The 17,168-nt window shown below is 36.0% G+C and carries 14 protein-coding genes; 4 read left to right on the top strand and 10 right to left on the bottom strand.

Translation table 11 applies throughout. From position 1 onward, the window contains the following. The first annotated feature begins 92 nt into the window (after nucleotides 1-92). Entirely contained in the window at nucleotides 93-1,154 is a 1,062-nt protein-coding gene (ytvI, locus tag RUH95_RS03380) for a sporulation integral membrane protein YtvI (RefSeq protein WP_313891403.1), read from the top strand. Nucleotides 1,155-1,798: 644 nt separating this feature from the next. Here ytvI and RUH95_RS03385 read toward each other — a convergent pair. The 7 genes from RUH95_RS03385 to cyoE all read right to left on the bottom strand — a co-directional run bounded on the left by RUH95_RS03385 (nucleotide 1,799) and on the right by cyoE (nucleotide 8,754). Beyond that, entirely contained in the window at nucleotides 1,799-2,260 is a 462-nt protein-coding gene (locus RUH95_RS03385; RefSeq protein WP_313891404.1) for a DUF420 domain-containing protein, read from the bottom strand. Between the two features lie 45 nt (nucleotides 2,261-2,305). Continuing rightward, nucleotides 2,306-3,217 carry a cytochrome c oxidase assembly factor CtaG gene (gene ctaG / locus RUH95_RS03390; RefSeq protein ID WP_313891405.1) on the bottom strand — a complete coding sequence of 304 codons (912 nt, stop codon included), beginning with the start codon at nucleotides 3,215-3,217 and terminating at the stop codon, nucleotides 2,306-2,308. A 572-nt stretch (nucleotides 3,218-3,789) separates the two neighbouring features. Then, nucleotides 3,790-4,125, bottom strand: coding sequence for a cytochrome c oxidase subunit IVB (ctaF, locus tag RUH95_RS03395; RefSeq protein ID WP_313891406.1), 336 nt, complete (start codon nucleotides 4,123-4,125; stop codon nucleotides 3,790-3,792). A 1-nt stretch (nucleotide 4,126) separates the two neighbouring features. Further along, complete coding sequence (locus RUH95_RS03400) at nucleotides 4,127-4,753, bottom strand: cytochrome (ubi)quinol oxidase subunit III (protein ID WP_313891407.1); 627 nt, start codon at nucleotides 4,751-4,753, stop codon at nucleotides 4,127-4,129. 3 nt (nucleotides 4,754-4,756) lie between these two features. Further along, nucleotides 4,757-6,619 carry a cytochrome c oxidase subunit I gene (locus RUH95_RS03405; protein WP_313891408.1) on the bottom strand — a complete coding sequence of 621 codons (1,863 nt, stop codon included), beginning with the start codon at nucleotides 6,617-6,619 and terminating at the stop codon, nucleotides 4,757-4,759. Nucleotides 6,620-6,653: 34 nt separating this feature from the next. After that, nucleotides 6,654-7,736 (bottom strand): cytochrome c oxidase subunit II, encoded by a 1,083-nt coding sequence (gene coxB / locus RUH95_RS03410; protein WP_313891409.1) that lies wholly within the window; start codon nucleotides 7,734-7,736, stop codon nucleotides 6,654-6,656. Between the two features lie 100 nt (nucleotides 7,737-7,836). Then, nucleotides 7,837-8,754, bottom strand: a complete 918-nt coding sequence (gene cyoE, locus RUH95_RS03415) for a heme o synthase (protein ID WP_313891410.1) — start codon at nucleotides 8,752-8,754, stop codon at nucleotides 7,837-7,839. Nucleotides 8,755-9,076: 322 nt separating this feature from the next. On the opposite strand from cyoE, the gene RUH95_RS03420 reads away from it, so the two are divergent. Beyond that, entirely contained in the window at nucleotides 9,077-9,991 is a 915-nt protein-coding gene (locus RUH95_RS03420) for a COX15/CtaA family protein (protein ID WP_313891411.1), read from the top strand. 627 nt (nucleotides 9,992-10,618) lie between these two features. On the opposite strand, the gene pyc is transcribed toward RUH95_RS03420, so the two are convergent. The 3 genes from pyc to RUH95_RS03435 form a co-directional block, all read right to left on the bottom strand. After that, nucleotides 10,619-14,056, bottom strand: coding sequence for a pyruvate carboxylase (gene pyc, locus RUH95_RS03425; RefSeq protein WP_313891412.1), 3,438 nt, complete (start codon nucleotides 14,054-14,056; stop codon nucleotides 10,619-10,621). Nucleotides 14,057-14,068: 12 nt separating this feature from the next. Further along, complete coding sequence (locus tag RUH95_RS03430; protein ID WP_313891413.1) at nucleotides 14,069-15,235, bottom strand: FtsW/RodA/SpoVE family cell cycle protein; 1,167 nt, start codon at nucleotides 15,233-15,235, stop codon at nucleotides 14,069-14,071. 116 nt (nucleotides 15,236-15,351) lie between these two features. Beyond that, on the bottom strand, nucleotides 15,352-15,633 hold the full coding sequence (locus RUH95_RS03435) for an Fpa/YlaN family protein (RefSeq protein WP_313891414.1): 282 nt from the start codon (nucleotides 15,631-15,633) through the stop codon (nucleotides 15,352-15,354). A 183-nt stretch (nucleotides 15,634-15,816) separates the two neighbouring features. Between RUH95_RS03435 and RUH95_RS03440 the strand changes: the two genes are divergently transcribed. Then, the gene (locus tag RUH95_RS03440) at nucleotides 15,817-16,314 is read left to right on the top strand and encodes a peptidyl-prolyl cis-trans isomerase (protein WP_313891415.1); all 498 of its coding nucleotides are present in this window, start codon (nucleotides 15,817-15,819) and stop codon (nucleotides 16,312-16,314) included. Nucleotides 16,315-16,325: 11 nt separating this feature from the next. Continuing rightward, entirely contained in the window at nucleotides 16,326-16,529 is a 204-nt protein-coding gene (locus RUH95_RS03445; RefSeq protein WP_313891416.1) for a YlaI family protein, read from the top strand. The last annotated feature ends 639 nt before the right edge of the window (nucleotides 16,530-17,168 follow it).

Consider the following 17,168-nt stretch of genomic DNA (forward strand, 5'->3'; position numbering starts at 1 on the left):
AGAGTTTTTTCTCTGACATTTTTTATTTATGTTCAAATAGCAGAAAATTGTCTATACTAAATAAAATGATCTAGAAAGGAGTTGCTCTATTAATGGCCATAAAAACTTTCTACAAGAAATATATCAAATACATAATTCTTTTACTTCTACTCGTATTAATGGCAATTTTCATTTTACCGGTTTCCGTGCCAATTATTGTTGCTTTAATTACCGCAATTATTATGGAACCACTCGTAAAGTTGACACAAAAGACGTTTAAATGGTCACGAAAGCTTGCAGTTATAACTAATTTTTCATTCTTTCTAATCATTGTTTCTGTTATTTTATACTTTGCGATTACAAAGCTTTTCAATCAGTTAATATACACAACGAAAGTTTTCCCCCACTATTTAAATAATATATCCGGTTTCTGGATAGACATTCAAAATAATTTAGTTAAATTTACAGAAGGACTTCCTAAAGAAGTCGTTTCTTCGATTCAAACTAAAATAGATTCTACGCTAGCAAGCATGCAAGAATCGTTGCTTAATTTAATTAGCTATTCTAATATTACTTCACTATTCACACATATTCCTAGCTTCCTAGTTAGCTTCATCGTGTTTATTATTGCATTGTTTTTATTCATGTTAGACTTAGACAACTTACGCATGAAATTTTTTCATTATTTATCTGACAGTACCGCAGAAAAAGTGCGCTTTATGTCAAACGGCATAAAAAAATCCGTCATTGGATTTATGAAGGCACAAATATTAGCAAGCTTCTTCATCTTAGCTGCTGCTTTAATCGGTTTATATATAATTACTCCAAAATACGCATTAATAATGTCTCTCGTCATTTGGATAATCGATGTTATACCAATTCTTGGATCAATTATTATACTCGCACCTTGGTCGCTTTACCATCTACTGACGGGCGACGTTGTTCTAGGAACAAAGCTTGCAATTCTCGGAATTATATTGCTCGTTATTAGAAGAACCATTGAGCCAAAGCTAATGGGATCACATATGGGAATATCACCACTTGCTGTACTTATAGCGATGTTTGTCGGTGCTAAATTATTTGGCATCCTCGGATTTTTAATCGGACCTCTCATCGTTATCTTATTTATCACAGCGAAAGAATCAGGCATGATCAAACTGAATTTCAAAATATAATAAAACCGTTACAGCGATGCAGTTTCTAGCTCGCTTCAGGCTTCACATTGGGCTATACGATGAACGATAAAATTTTTAAAGCTTGTTGAAAGTGGCTGTGCCACTTTCAACAAGCTTTTTCGTCGGTCATCGTATGGCAACTGTTCGCCTTCCGCTCGCAAGAAACTTCCGTGCCAAGTACTTAAATACTTTTGGTAATTGGAGAAACAAGTCGGTTCTATATACTTTACAGGCCGCCAAAGATACAATTTTGGCGGCACTTTGTAGGTTTTTACAAAGAGACACTTCTATATTTTTATATAAAGTTGAAAAGTAGATAACAAATTTACTTCATACGAAAATTGTCGGTCTATTTCTAGCTTGAAGTATTGATGAACTTTTTTCTCTTCCTCTTACATGAAAGGAGTTAAGTAGAAATAACATGAATAGACTCCCATAAGCAGGATGGATCTAGTGCAAAACGGCGACTCCAGCGGAAACAGGACGAGCGGAAAGCGTCCGCTTGTCACGAAATCCACTCCACCCATTCCCATATTTCCTTACTCTCCATATGTACCGTAAACCCTGTCTTCATCGAACATTTTTTATATACTTGCCTATTCTAAAAAAAAGTACATCAAATTAACTTGATGTACTTTTTCTTATTATCCACCTATTATAGCTTTTATAACAGAAGTTGTTTCTCCGCCTTTATAAAATACATAAAGAAGTAAATATACAGCTACTCCAGTAATTGCAACGAAAAACCAAATCACACTTGTAATAGGTCCAATTTTACGATGCTTAGCTATATTATTTTTATAACCTAAATACAAAGTTACTAGCCCAAATACTGCACCTGTAGTTGCTAAAGTAATATGGAAAATCAAAAATACTGTGTAATAAATTTTAATATCATCTGGTCCACCAAATGCTGTGTTTCCGATAAATATAGTACGAGAAGCATAAATGATAAAAAATGATAATGCAGATATAGCTGCTGCAAACATTGTTTTCTTATGTGCTTCTATTTTTCTTTGCTTTATGAAAACCCAACCAATTGCTACTAATACAGCGCTTAATACGATAAAAAAAGTACTTATCGTCGGTAATACAGGTAAACTCATTGTCATTTCTCCTCAAACTTGTTTAATTCGTACGCTAGTACGTTACTAGTGCTTCGCTTGAACTTGTAAATCCGCTAAAGCTTTTGCTGTAATTTCATCTGCATTCTCTTGTTCACTGCGATACCATTTGAAGAATATCGATCCTAAAAATACTGCATAAATTATTTCTTGAATAATTTTCATCACAATTCCACCTAGCTGCTGATCTGCTAGAGGAGCCATATTCGTAAATAATTCAGGTCCAGACAAAGAAAGTCCAGATAGTGTACCTATAGGAACACATAATTCCATTGCTTTTAACCATGAATCAGCATTTGTATATGTTGCATAAAATGGGTTACTAGAAAAAATAATAAGCGCACATGCAGGTGTTATTAAAATTGCACTAGCAATAATATAACCAATTTTCTTTAAGCCATGTAGTCGTTTTCCTTCTTCTACAATATCTACAATATTCCACCACATAAATACAGCTGTAACAAACAAGATAAATGTAACAGTTCCGTGAAGTGCTTCATCTAATTTAATATAATCAAAAATTAGCGGAATATGATACATCGAGAATAACCCACAAAACACTATTAATGCTATCAATGGACTTGTAACAATCGGAAATATTCTACGTACTACTGGAAGTTCAATAACTACTTTCCATACCCACCAAGGAATACCTAACATTAGTACTGGTGGTATTAACAACAGTAAAATTGCCATTTGTACCATATGCACAGAAAACATAATATGACCTATTAAGTCAATCGGTGAACCTTTAATAATATATAAAAGGACTAAGCCAATTATAAAATAAGCAGCTTCTTTCTTTTTTAAAGGCTCTGATACTTTAAAATCTTTACGCCACTTTACGGTAATTAAAAAATATAGAACGGTTATAAAAACTAAGACACCGATCATGACTGGGCTCCATAATGCTTGAAAACCAAATATACTTAAAGGCATGTATCCTCTCTCCTTTTTGTTTCACTATTCCCATTATAAGACTCATTGCTTACAACTTCAATGAACGAACTATGACAAATGTGATTTTCATGTATTTAATCATGCGTGTTGATTAACCATTTTATTCAATTTAGTGGTTTCAGCAGGGATTTGCGCTACAGATGCCGCGGGCACGGCTTCAATCCAATGGAGCATGTCGAAAGCTGTCAGGCTATCCCTCTATTAAAGCTTTTTCTAACTAAACTTGCTTTTTCCAACTAAATATAATTCATTGAGAAATAGAAAATTGATCAGCACATTTTATCGTTAAGCACTATGATTACCAACCTATATAGATAGAGATTTACTTCATGCCTTAGCGCGTCGGGCCGAAAGAGCCGAAGTATGAGACCCACTTGGGCGCAGCACAAGTTGGCTCATATAAGGTACGGCAAGCGCAAGGCATAGTGGCTATTCACTAAGATGCCCTATTTAGCGGAAATTCCCAATAAATAGGATGATCAACAGACGTGATATTTTATAAAAACAAAAAGCCGAGACTAGTTAGAAGTCTCGGCTTTTTATTTATTAAATTAGCCCCACCAAACGATTGTTAAGAACGTTATGATGAAAACAAATCCAAAGAATGCACCTACATATAAGAAAAACGCTGGAACATTATGATTTTTTTCACTCATATGCATGAAATAATACAATTGTAGTACTACTTGCACACTTGCTAATAACAAAATAACTGGAAGGATAAAGTACATAGAGAATCCTGCAATAACTGTACTAAATGAAATTAGAGTTAGGAAAATCATAATTCCAAATGTAGTTACTTGTCCACGCATTGACTCTCTTCTTTTTTTGCGAGCATATTCATACTCAGTTTGTGATTTTACATATACATGAGCATCGTGTGACATATTAACCTACAACTCCCATCAAGTATACTACTGTAAAGATGAATACCCACACAACATCAATGAAGTGCCAGTATAACGAAGCAGTATAGTATTTCGGTGCATTATATAAGCTAAATCCACGTTTAGCATTACGGATAAGTAATAAGATAATCCATACTAAACCAATTACAACGTGAAGACCATGCGTACCAACTAGTGTAAAGAATGCAGATGAAAACGCACTTTGATTGTACGTAAACCCAATATGCACATAATGATAAAACTCATAAATTTCTAAACCTAAGAATCCTAAACCAAGAAGAACTGTTATCGCTAACCAAGTTTGCATTCCTTTAAAGTTATGGTTTTTCATATGATACATTGCATAAACACTCGTTAAAGAAGAAGTTAAAAGTAACATCGTCATTACAAATACTAATGGTAATTCAAAAAGAGTTTCAGTTGAGAATTCCATGCCACTTGGACCTTTGTTTTTTAGAGCCAAATAAGTAGCAAATAAACTAGCGAATAATACAGTTTCTCCACCTAGGAATAACCAAAAACCTAAAAACTTATTTTTACCTTCCATCGTAGCTTGCTCAGGATGTTCTGGCCAAGATTGTGGGGTATATTTCGTATTAAAGTCCATTGATTATTTCCCCCCCTTATCATTCATTAAATCCTCTTTATGAACATGGTAACCATGGTCATCTTTAAGAGAACGAACAGCCATTGAAACTACAGTAATTCCTAAACCAATAATGATTACTGGAACAGCCCATGATTTTTCACCGTTATATAGAGCCCCAAAAGCAGCTACGAATAAACCTAATGTCATCATGAAAGGAATAAATGAATTGTTTGGCATATGGATATCACCGATTGGCTCTGCATATGTCATACCTTCTTTATTTCCTTCTTGTTTCTCAATCCAGAATGTATCAAGTCCACGAACTAGTGGAGTTTGTTTAAAGTTATAAAATGGAACTGGTTGTGGAATAGCCCACTCTAGAGTACGACCATCTTCCCATGGATCATTACCAACTTTTTCATTTTTAACAACTGTAATAATGATGTTGATAACTAAAATGATAACACCAATTGCCATGAATATAGCACCTACAGAACTGATTAAGTTGAAAAGGTCCCAACCTTGGTCTGCTCCGAAAGTAAATACTCGACGAGGCATCCCCATTAGTCCTAAGAAATGTTGAATAAAGAACGTCATATGGAAACCGATGAAGAAGAACCAGAAAGTCCATACACCTAATTTTTCACTTAACATTTGGTTAAACATTAACGGCCAATATAAATGTAACGCTGCTAAGATAGCTAATACTACCCCACCAACAATTACGTAGTGGAAATGCGCTACGATAAAGTAAGAGTCATGTAATTGGTAATCAAGCGGAGCTGCTGCTTGCATGATACCTGTTACACCACCTGCTACGAATGAAGGGATGAAACCTAATGCATAAAGCATTGGAACCGTAACTTTAATACTTCCTCCCCAAATTGTAAGCAACCAGTTAAAGATTTTAACACCAGTTGGAACAGCGATAGCCATTGTTGCAACTGCGAAAATAGCATTAGCTGTTGGTCCTAAACCAACTGTAAACATGTGATGGGCCCAAACCATGAATCCTAAGAAACCGATTAATACAGTTGCAAATACCATAGATGAGTATCCAAATAAACGTTTACGTGAGAATAAAGAGAATATCTCTGAGAAAATACCGAAAGCCGGTAAGATTAAGATATAAACTTCAGGATGCCCAAATATCCAGAATAAATGCTCCCAAATAATCGTGTTACCACCCATTGTATGATCAAAGAAGTTTCCTCCAAACATACGGTCAAAGATTAAGAAGAACAACCCAACAGTAAGTGGTGGGAATGCAAATAAAATTAATGCACTAGCAATGAAAGTAGTCCAAGTAAATAGTGGCATACGCATGTATGTCATACCTGGTGCGCGCATATTAATAATCGTTACAAGGAAGTTAATACCACCGATATATGTTCCGGCACCGGCTATTTGAAGTCCGAGTGCATAGAAGTCAATACCATGTCCTTCTGATGCTAAAGATAATGATGCATATGATGTCCATCCTGCATCCGGAGCTCCACCCATAAACCATGAAAGGTTAAGGAAAACACCACCGAATAAGAATAACCAAAAACCAAGTGCATTTAAAAATGGAAACGCTACGTCACGTGCCCCAATTTGCAATGGCATAACTGCGTTCATAAATCCAAATAATATCGGCATCGCCGCGAGGAAAATCATCGTCGTACCATGCATTGTAATAATTTCATTAAATAAACCCGCACTCACGAAATCATTATCTGGTTTCGCTAATTGAATACGAATAAGCATTGCCTCTATCCCACCGATTACGAAAAACAAACCACCGGCAGCGAGGTAAAGGACAGCGATTTTCTTATGGTCTACTGTTGTTAAATAGTCCCATAGAGTTGCGCCAAAGCCTTTTTTCTTTGCGATAGAACTCACAACTTTAACCTCCTCTTTAATTATCTAGTTGAAATTACTTTTCAACAGATAGTCCCATTAAATATTCTGCAAGAGCATCTAATTGCTCTTCATTAAATTTTTCGCCATTATTAAGCGTTTCTGGCTGAGGCATTATATTGCCTGGCTTGTACTTTTGTGGATCATTAATCCAGTTTTTAAGGTTTTCTACATCATGTTTCATGAATCCAGCAACACGGTTACGATCCCCGAATGATGCTAAGTTTGGACCCATTCCACCTGCAGAACCATCAGCAGATGTAGCATGACATGCGATACAGCTTGTATTGAAAATTTCTTCCCCTTGTGTAGCAAGTTCACCTTCTGCTACAGGCACAGTTGTTTTCATTGACTCAGCCCATGCATTAAATGTTGCACGATCAACCGTTTTTACTTTGAAATCCATTAAAGCATGTGAAGGACCACATAGCTCCGCACATTTCCCGTAAAATACGCCATCTTTCAATCCCGCAGATTCTTTGTCGAATTCTAAGTAAAATTGATTAACGTTTTCTACGTTCGTATCCATCTTACCACCAGCTGTTGGAATCCAGAATGAGTGTTTCACTTCTGCAGCCGTTAGGTTGAAGTATACTTTTTCATTTGTAGGAATAACTAATTCTTGAGCAGTTACGATACCTAAATCTGGGTATTCAAACTCCCACCAGTAAAGTTTTGCAGTTACGTTTACAGTAACAGCAGTTTTATTCCCTGCTTCATCCACTTCTTCCATTGCAGAAACATCTGCATGTTTATACGTGTAATACACAGTTGGAACAGCAATAAGAATCAATAACAATATTGGGATAATTGTCCAAATCATTTCTAAGGTATGACTGCCTTCCACTTGTTTAGGAATAAAGTCTTCTCCTAGTTTTGAACGACGGAACTTCACGATAGCTAGTAGATAGATTACTACTACCACTATTATTACTAATGCCATAATTGCTGTAGTAAGTAATAATAAATTAAATTGGTCTCTTCCTACTTCCCCAGCAGGTGTTAGCGTAGATAGATATTCTTCGCCACAACCCGACAGAAAAATTGTTAGAGCTGCTAACAGTGAAAAAAGTCGCCATTTTTTAAGCCCTTTCATCATAGCTAAATCAAACCCCTCTTTCATAGTTGTATTCACGTTCAATTGGACTGTGGATCTGTTCTATTTGAATTCTTGTTGACTAAAGAAAGAATTCCAGTAGTTAAATAAACATGGAAAAGATAATCATTGATACAAATAGGATGGTCATATAGTTCAGCGAATAAACAAACATACGAGAAGCCCATTTCAGATCATCTTGCGCTCGGAAACCTTTAATCGCAAGTAACAACCAACCAATATTCAATGCCGTTGCTAATAAAATAAAGACAATTCCAAGTTCCATCAATAAAAACGGTAACGGGAACAATACAAGTACCCATAGAAGCATTGAACGCTTAGTTCGTTCAAAACCTTTTACAACAGGAAGCATTGGTATTCCTGCTGCTCTATACTCTTCCGTTCGTTTCATTGCAAGTGCGTAAAAATGTGGTGGTTGCCAAACAAACATTATTAAAAACAATGCTAAGGCACCTAAACTTAAGCCAGGTTCTACAGCAGCCCATCCAATTAAAGGAGGTATTGCTCCAGAAATACTTCCGACAACCGTGTTACTCACATGCTTTCTTTTTGACCACATGGAATAAAGAACTACATAACTGATAATTCCAGCCAGTCCCCAGACTCCCGCAGAAGTTGAAGCCATAAATAATAAAATCTCACCTACAACTAAAAAAGTTAGAGAAGTTATCAGCACGGCAGTAGGAGTAAATCTTCCAGTTACTGTTGGTCTCGATTTTGTTCTCGACATAACTGGGTCAATATCCCGATCAATATAGTTGTTCATAGCGCCAGAGCCTGCAATGATTAAAGCTGCTCCAAACAGTGTATAAAACAACAAGTCTAGTTCTTGGAGAAAGTTTTGATTAGTAAATTGAAAAGCTAACCAAATACCAGTAAACGTCGTTATCAAATTCGAATTGACAATCCCAATCTTAATAAGTGCTAGAAAGTCTTTAATGAAAGAAGTTGCTTCTGGTTTATTGTCGTTAGTAGCTGTCATTAAATGACTATTTGACATGCTGTCCCTCCTTTCAAAGTTGTAAGCATAATCCGCTACCTTTTACTATATCGAAAATCTTCTCTAATTTCTATAGGGAATATAGATTTTCTAATAATAGATGTCGAATGAGCTTATTAGAAATGCTTAACATATCAATAGTAAATCATTTCATCCTACGATTTGTGAAGGTTCATGCACGAATTTATGAACAATTTGTGAAATAACGGTACCTTCTTATACTTTCAAAGGATAAACATTGTAATTTTATCAATGTTTCGATATTATCAAAAAGCAGATACCGTCTTTTTAGACGAGCAACATACATAAAGTAGGTGACGTATTGCACATTCATAAATTATTAAAATGGTTAGCCGTTGCTTCTACCGTTGGCATGCTCCTTATCCTATTAGGTGGCGCACTCGTAACTAAAACCGATAGCGGAATGGGTTGCGGAAGACATTGGCCTGGTTGTAATGGTCAGCTTATACCAGATGTAATTACTACAGAAGTATTAATAGAATTCTCTCACCGAGTTGTTACTGGAGTAGTCGGCATTCTAATCGTCGCTTTTGCTGTTTGGGCTTGGCGTGCATTAGGACATGTCCGCGAAACAAAGTTTTTATCTTTTTTGGCTATTTTCTTTCTTGTGCTTCAAGCATTAATTGGAGCTGCACAAGTTAAATGGGGACAAGGTGACTTTATATTAGCCCTCCATTTTGGAATATCCTTAATATCATTCGCCGCAGTTTTATTACTAACCTTATTAGTTTTTGAAGTCGATCGAAAGTTTGACACGGACAAAATTAGAATCGGTAAAACATTAAAGTTTCATACAATTGGAGTTACATTATACTCTTATGTCGTAATTTATACAGGCGCTCTCGTTCGACATACAGATTCCAGTTTAGTTTGTATGGATTGGCCACTCTGTAGAAATAATGAGTTTTCATTGCCGACTAATATGTACGAATGGGTTCAAATGGGACATCGTGCTGCTGCTGGATTAATCGTTATTTGGATTATTATCATTGCGATTCATGTATTCAAAAATTACAAAGATCAGCGTGCTATTTATTGGGGCTGGATGATTGCTCTTATTCTAGTAGTTTCTCAAGCAACTACAGGTATGTTTGTAGTATTAACTAAATTAAATTTATATATTGCTTTACTGCATTCATTATTTATTTCGATGCTGTTTGGGTTATTATGCTATATGATTCTACTCTTATCTAGAAGTCACATGAAAAACAATTAAGAAAAGCATCTTAGCAACCTAGCTTTAGACTCGCTTCAGGCTTCACATTAGGTCATTCAATGAACGGTAAAATTTTAAAAGCTTGTTGGAAGTGGCTGCGACTCTTCCAACAAGCTTTTTTTCGGTCATCGTATGGCAGATGCTCACCTTCCGCTCGCAAGAAACTTCCGCGCCAAGTTGTTAAATACCTTTGAAAATAGGAGATGCAAGTGACATTCTATATTCTTTGAAGGCCGCCAAAGATACAATTTTGGCAGCACTTTGTAGGTTTTTACAAAGTGACACTTCTATATTTGGGCAAAAAGTGGAGAAGTAGATGACAAATTTACTTCGTTTGAAAATTGCCGGCTATTTCAACTAGAAGTGTTAATGAACTTCTTCCTCTTACATGAAGGAGGTTAGTAAAAATAACATAAAAACATTCTCATAAGCAGGATGGATGTAGTGAAAAGCGGCGACTCGCGCGGGAAAAGCAAATGTTTTCTGCGACGAGTAGCCGTAGGAGCACACGAAGCGACTGGAGCCGCGTCCGCTTGTAACGAAATCCACTCCATTCATTCCTATACTTCTTATTCTTTAAAAAGAGTGCCCAGTCATAAAATATGACTGGGCACTCCTTTTTTTCTACTATCTATCCATTTCGATCAATAAATCTCCTGTAGCGATTGCTTCACCAGCAATAACATGAATCTCTTTAATAACCCCGTTATAAGGAGCTTGAACAGTTGTTTCCATCTTCATCGCTTCTGTTATTAACAAATGCTGACCTCGTTTTACTTTGCTTCCGTTTGTTATAGCAACTTTTAAAACCGTACCTGGCATCGTAGCACCAATATGTCGCTCATTTGTTACATCTGCCTTCGGTTTAGACAAATGGCTTACTTCCACATTCATATCTTGAATAGAAATTTCACGCGGCTGTCCATTAAGCTCGAAATAAATAACTCTATTCCCATCATGAGTTGGTTCACTAATAGAAACAAGTTTAATAATCAAAGTTTTTCCTACTTCAATTTCCACTTCAATTTCTTCCCCAAGTCTTAAACCATACAAGAAAGTAAGCGTATCTAAAACAGAAACATCCCCAAAGTTTTGTTCTGTCAGAGAATATTCTTCAAATACTTTTGGATATAATGTGTAAGCTAAAATCTCTTGACTAGTTACTGGACGCCCTAATTTATTGAATAATTCTTCTTTTACCGCATTGAAATCAACTGGCTCTAGTAATTCTCCAGGACGAACCGTAATTGCTTCACGATCTTTTAAAATCACTTTTTGAAGTTCCTCAGGGAAACCACCAAACGGTTGACCAATATACCCTTCGAAAAATTCAATTACTGAATCAGGGAAATCAATCGTCTTCCCTCTCGTAATGACAGAAATTTCATCTAAATTATTTTGAACCATAAACAAAGCCATGTCCCCTACAATTTTCGAAGAAGGCGTCACTTTCACAACATCACCAAATAATAGGTTCACACGAGAGTACATTTCTTTTACTTCTTCCCATCTTTCCCCTAGTCCTACACCTTTTGCTTGCTGCTGCAGATTACTATACTGACCACCTGGCATTTCATGTACATATATTTCCGTATGCGGACTCATCATACCACTTTCAAAGTCTTGGTAATACTTGCGCACATCTTCCCAATAATAAGAGATTTTTTCGAAAGCATTTACATCCCCAACTACTTCTCTAACGTTACCTTTCATCGCATAGCTCAAAGTGCTCGCACTAGGTTGTGAAGTTAATCCTGCCATTGATCCAAGTGCAGTATCAACAATGTCGACTCCAGCTTCAATAGCCTTTGCATACATATAAATACCATTTCCACTTGTATCATGTGAATGTAAATGTATCGGTAAATCTACTGTGCTCTTTAGCTCGCTAATTAATCGATATGCTGCTTCCGGCTTAAGTAAACCTGCCATATCCTTAATCGCTAAAATATGAGCTCCAGATGCTTCCAATTCTTTTGCCATGTCTTTATAGTACTGAACTGTATATTTAGCACGGGAGTCGTCTAAGATGTCTCCTGTGTAACAAATCGCTGCTTCCGCTATCTTTCCAGATTGCCTTGTTGCATCAATTGCAACTTCCATTCCTTTAATCCAGTTCAAGCTGTCGAAAATACGGAATACATCAATACCTGCTTCCGCAGATTTTTGTACAAATTCACGAATTACATTGTCTGGGTAATTTGTATAACCCACCGCATTCGCACCACGGAATAGCATTTGGAAAAGTACATTCGGAATCATTTCTCTCATTTTCAATAAACGATCCCAAGGGTTTTCTTTTAAGAAACGGTATGCTACGTCAAATGTAGCTCCTCCCCACATTTCATAAGAAAACAAATTATGCATTTCTTGAGCCGATTCTTTCGCAATTCCAAACATATCATATGAGCGCACACGAGTTGCAAGTAAGGATTGGTGCGCGTCTCTAAATGTTGTATCCGTTAATAGCACATCTTTTTGCTCTTTAATCCATTTCACAACGCCTTCTGCACCATGTTGATCCAAAATTTGTTTTGTACCATCTTTTGGAGGCATATTCGTATCTATTATCGGCTTTCTAGCAACACCAAAAACAGGTTTTGATTTCTGTTCTACACCAGGGAATCCATTGATCGTTACATTTCCAATATAGTTTAGTAGTTTCGTTCCACGGTCTTTTCGATTCGAGAATAAAAATAACTCGGGAGTAGAATCTATAAAACTTGTATTAAATTGGCCAGATATAAAAAGTGGATGCTTCACTACATTTTCCAAAAAAGGGATATTTGTTTTAATTCCCCTTATTCTGAATTCTTGCAAGTTTCTGTCCATTTTAGCCGCAGCTTCTTTAAAAGACATGCCCCATGTAGATACTTTCACTAATAACGAATCATAATATGGTGTAATAACTGCACCTTGGAATCCATTTCCTGCATCTAAACGAACACCGAATCCTCCACCCGATCGATAAACCATTAATTTACCTGTATCCGGCATGAAGTTATTTAAAGGATCTTCTGTCGTTACACGAGATTGAATTGCAAACCCAAATAGCGGCATTTTTTCTTGACTTGGAATTCCCATCTCTTCACTATTTAACGCTAATCCATCGGCAATCTTAATCTGTGCATGCACGATATCGACACCTGTAATCATTTCTGTAATCGTATGCTCTACTTGAATACGTGGATTTACTTCTATAAAATAAAATTCATTTTCAGTAACTAAAAATTCAACCGTTCCAGCATTTATGTATGAAACGTTTTTCATTAGTTGAACTGCTGCTTGGCAAATTTTATCGCGAAGTTCTTTACTTAAAGAATTGGATGGTGCTATTTCTACAACTTTTTGATGCCTTCTTTGAATCGAACAATCCCGTTCATATAAGTGAAGTAAATTTCCTTGTGTATCGCCAAGTATTTGCACTTCAATATGTTTTGGTTGATAAACAAATCTTTCAACATATACTTCATCAGAGCCGAATGCCGCTTTTGCTTCGGATTTAGCTCGTTCATAAGCACTTTCTAACTCATCTTCTGTTTGGACAACACGCATTCCACGTCCACCACCACCAAGTGATGCTTTAATCATCAGTGGGTAGCCATGCAGTTTAGCAAACTCCCGAACTTCTTCTACAGTTTCCACAGGGCCATCAGTGCCAGGAATAACTGGAATTCCAGCTTTCACTGCTTGCTCACGAGCTTTTACTTTGTCACCAAACATATCTAAATGCCCCGAAGTTGGACCTATAAATATAATCCCTTCTTCTTCACATCGTTTGGCAAACTCAACATTTTCCGATAAAAACCCGTACCCTGGATGAATAGCATCTGCTTTACTTTCTTTTGCGATGCGGATAATATCCTCGATGTCTAAATAAGCATCGATCGGTTTTTTACCTTCTCCAACTAAATAAGATTCATCAGATTTAAAGCGATGAAATGAACCACTATCTTCTCTCGAATAAATCGCAACCGTTCGAAGATTTAACTCCGTACACGCTCGAAATATTCGAATAGCAATTTCCCCTCTATTGGCTACGACAATTTTTTGAATTTTTTTCATCACTTACACCCCTTAACCTTTAGTTTTTTCAATTTTCACAAACATTGAAACGTTAAGCAAAATACCCATAGCTACAGATAATAATATAACAGAGGTCCCTCCATAACTGATAAAAGGAAGTGGAACTCCAGTAAGCGGAATAATTCCCGTCATACCACCTAAGTTAACAAACGTTTGAAATCCTATAATACTGCCAATCCCAGCTGCTATCATTCGAGCTTGGGGGTCTTTCGTTGCTAAAGCAATTGAAAAAGCTTTAAATACGATAAAAAACAGTCCACATAAAACAAATAAAACACCTAGAATACCAAGTTCTTCTGCAATAATTGCCATGATAAAATCGGTGTGTGGCTCAGGTAAATAACCAAACTTTTGATTGGAATTTCCTAATCCTAAACCTTTCAAACCACCTGCACCTATCGCAATATAGCCATTTACAACTTGAAAGCCAAACCCTAGCTCATCATCAAATGGATTAAAGAAAGCCTGTAATCGACCAAGCCGCTTCTCTGTTATCAATTGGTCCTTCATAATATATATAGCAAATAGGCCCATTGAAATGACCATACCAATTAATCCAATAATTTTTGCAAATGATTTGAATTTTATTCCACTTGCTGCAATAACTGAAATTGCAACAAAGCTAATAATCATTGTATTTCCTACATCTGTTTCCATCATGATTGAAACGAATACAAAAAATAGAACGAGAAGTGGAGGACCTACTGACTCATTTAGTTTATCCAAAGTACCATTTTCATACTTCTTTGTAAATACCCCCGCAAAATATAAAACAATTACTATTTTAGCTACTTCAGAGGGTTGCAAGTTACCAAAACCTAAATTAATCCAACTTTGAGATCCACTTTCTCCTCCAACTCCAATGATATGAACTAAAAATAAAAGTATAAACATTACAACAAGCATTAATTGCATCATAAACTTACTTTTATAATGTTTATAAGGGAAAAAAGCAGCCAATAAAAAAACAGGAAACGCTACTAATAAATTTCTCTTTTGATCATTAAAAAATGCATCTGGTTCCCAATTATATTTCATTACTGCCCAACCCATACTTGCACTGTAAATCATAACTAATCCAAATAAGCACAATGCGATATATGTGAAAACTAACGGGTAATCAAAGTACTTTAAATATCTTTTAATATATGGAATCATAGTATAAACCTCGGTTTCATTAAATAAATCGTTAATTGTTAGAAAATTATAAATATATCATACCTAATATTGCTAGAAAAAAAACTCAAACAGTTTGTTTGTTTGAGTTTTACATCTTATTTTTCTGTGTGAACATCGTGTAGTGCCGATAGTTCGTTTTCTAGTGAAGCGAGTATTTCTTTCCCTTCGCTTCTCTCTAAAAGTCCTAACTTTACCGCAAAATCAATTTCACGAGAAAGCCCAAACATTTGAGTATCAAGAACCTCTTCATAAAGAGGACATTGAGGCATCATTAAATTGTCCATTTGCACTTTAATAAGTTGTGCAATTTTTTCCGCATCTTTTTTTAAAAGCTCTAAGGCTTTTTCTTGATAAGATGGCTTTATATTAGTATCCATGAGGACTCCCCCATTATTTGTAGTTTCTTTATTAACTCTTTACCTCCCTAAAGTGTATCTTTTGCGCTCAAAAATTGCAAGCGTTCTCTAACTTTCCTTTAATAGAAAGTGAAATATTCTTTAGAACTTTACAAATTAGCGTTATACTTAGATAGATTAGATAGTTTAGAGGAGGCAATTTTCTTGGAATTTATTATCCCTATAAAAGGTGCAGTTAAATTTAATATTACGTTAGACCCGTCGGTATGGATTTTTGATGATCGCAGAATTGATTTAGATGATTTTTTCTCTGGTAAATACGAATACAAAGACGAGTTAGAAGAGTATACAAAAGTCACTTCTGCACATTGGTCTCGTGAAATTATTGAAGGCTCTACAGTACCACCTACCTTAAAATCAGAAAAAAAGTATGAGCGCACAAAACTATTAACAAGTACTTTCGGAATTGATATGAAGCAATTCATTATTAACGCAGAGCCATTAATGGGTGTTACAAAAGTAGTCGTTGAAACGCCGGATGGTGAACATGCGTTTTCATTCGAAGAAATTGATTCACTTTTATTGAAATTTAGCCATAAAGGGAAGCCATTACGTGAAGATGGTCCCGTTCATATTCTTCACAAAGATGGTTCTAATATTAATAACCCTATTAAAAATGTCACTGCATTCCGAGTAGAATAGGAGCTGACTATATGAGAGTAAAATGTGTTATTTGCGATACAATTAATCAGCTTTCAGATGATTTACCGTTAGCAAAAAAACTAAGAAATCGTCCGATTCACACGTATATGTGTCCTACTTGTCACGATCGGATCAAAGAAAATACGGACGCTCGCATAGCAACAGGAAAATTCATCTTTTATAAAAACTCAAAGCTTATAGAAAATGAATTTTGACTATAATCTAAAAAAGGCGCAAACGTCATTTAAAATTAGAATACCATAGCAATACAGTTTCCCCCTCACTTTAGGCTTCACATTGAGCTATACGATCAACGGTAAAATTTAAAAAGCTTGTTGGAAGTGGCTACGCCACGGCCAACAAGCTTTTTCTTCGATCATCGTATGGCAAATGTGCACCTTCCGCTCGCGAGAAACCTCCGTGCCAATTAGTTAAATACTTTTGGCAATAGGAGAAGCAAGTTACATTCTATCAATTACGTAGGCTGCCAAAGATTCAGTTTTGGCAGCTTTTTGTTGGTTTTTAGAAAGTAACACTTCTACATTTGGTCATAAAGTAGAGAAGTAGATGAACAAACTTACCCCGTGCGAAAATTGTCGATCTATTTCTAACTAGAAGTGTTGATGAATTTTTTCTCTTCCTCTTTAAAGAGATTATGTAGAAAGAATATGAATACACTCCAATAAGCAAGAGGGATGTAGTGAAAAGCGGCGACTCCAGTGAGGAAAGTGCGAACTGAAAGCCCCGCAGGAAAGAATCTGGCCAAACCTTGTTTGGCTAACTTCTTTGCGACGAGTAATCGCAGGAGCATATGTTTTTTTCGACGAGGAGATTGAAGCCATACCCACGGAAAG

Source organism: Psychrobacillus sp., from assembly GCF_032154225.1.
Classification (GTDB): Bacteria; Bacillota; Bacilli; order Bacillales_A; family Planococcaceae; genus Psychrobacillus.

Coding starts and splice junctions, on each gene's coding strand:
- ytvI (WP_313891403.1), top strand. CDS start 93: ATGGCCATAAAAACTTTCTACAAGAAATATATCAAATACATAATTCTT.
- RUH95_RS03385 (WP_313891404.1), bottom strand. CDS start 2,260: ATGAGTTTACCTGTATTACCGACGATAAGTACTTTTTTTATCGTATTA.
- ctaG (WP_313891405.1), bottom strand. CDS start 3,217: ATGCCTTTAAGTATATTTGGTTTTCAAGCATTATGGAGCCCAGTCATG.
- ctaF (WP_313891406.1), bottom strand. CDS start 4,125: ATGTCACACGATGCTCATGTATATGTAAAATCACAAACTGAGTATGAA.
- RUH95_RS03400 (WP_313891407.1), bottom strand. CDS start 4,753: ATGGACTTTAATACGAAATATACCCCACAATCTTGGCCAGAACATCCT.
- coxB (WP_313891409.1), bottom strand. CDS start 7,736: ATGATGAAAGGGCTTAAAAAATGGCGACTTTTTTCACTGTTAGCAGCT.
- cyoE (WP_313891410.1), bottom strand. CDS start 8,754: ATGTCAAATAGTCATTTAATGACAGCTACTAACGACAATAAACCAGAA.
- pyc (WP_313891412.1), bottom strand. CDS start 14,056: ATGAAAAAAATTCAAAAAATTGTCGTAGCCAATAGAGGGGAAATTGCT.
- RUH95_RS03430 (WP_313891413.1), bottom strand. CDS start 15,235: ATGATTCCATATATTAAAAGATATTTAAAGTACTTTGATTACCCGTTA.
- RUH95_RS03435 (WP_313891414.1), bottom strand. CDS start 15,633: ATGGATACTAATATAAAGCCATCTTATCAAGAAAAAGCCTTAGAGCTT.
- RUH95_RS03445 (WP_313891416.1), top strand. CDS start 16,326: ATGAGAGTAAAATGTGTTATTTGCGATACAATTAATCAGCTTTCAGAT.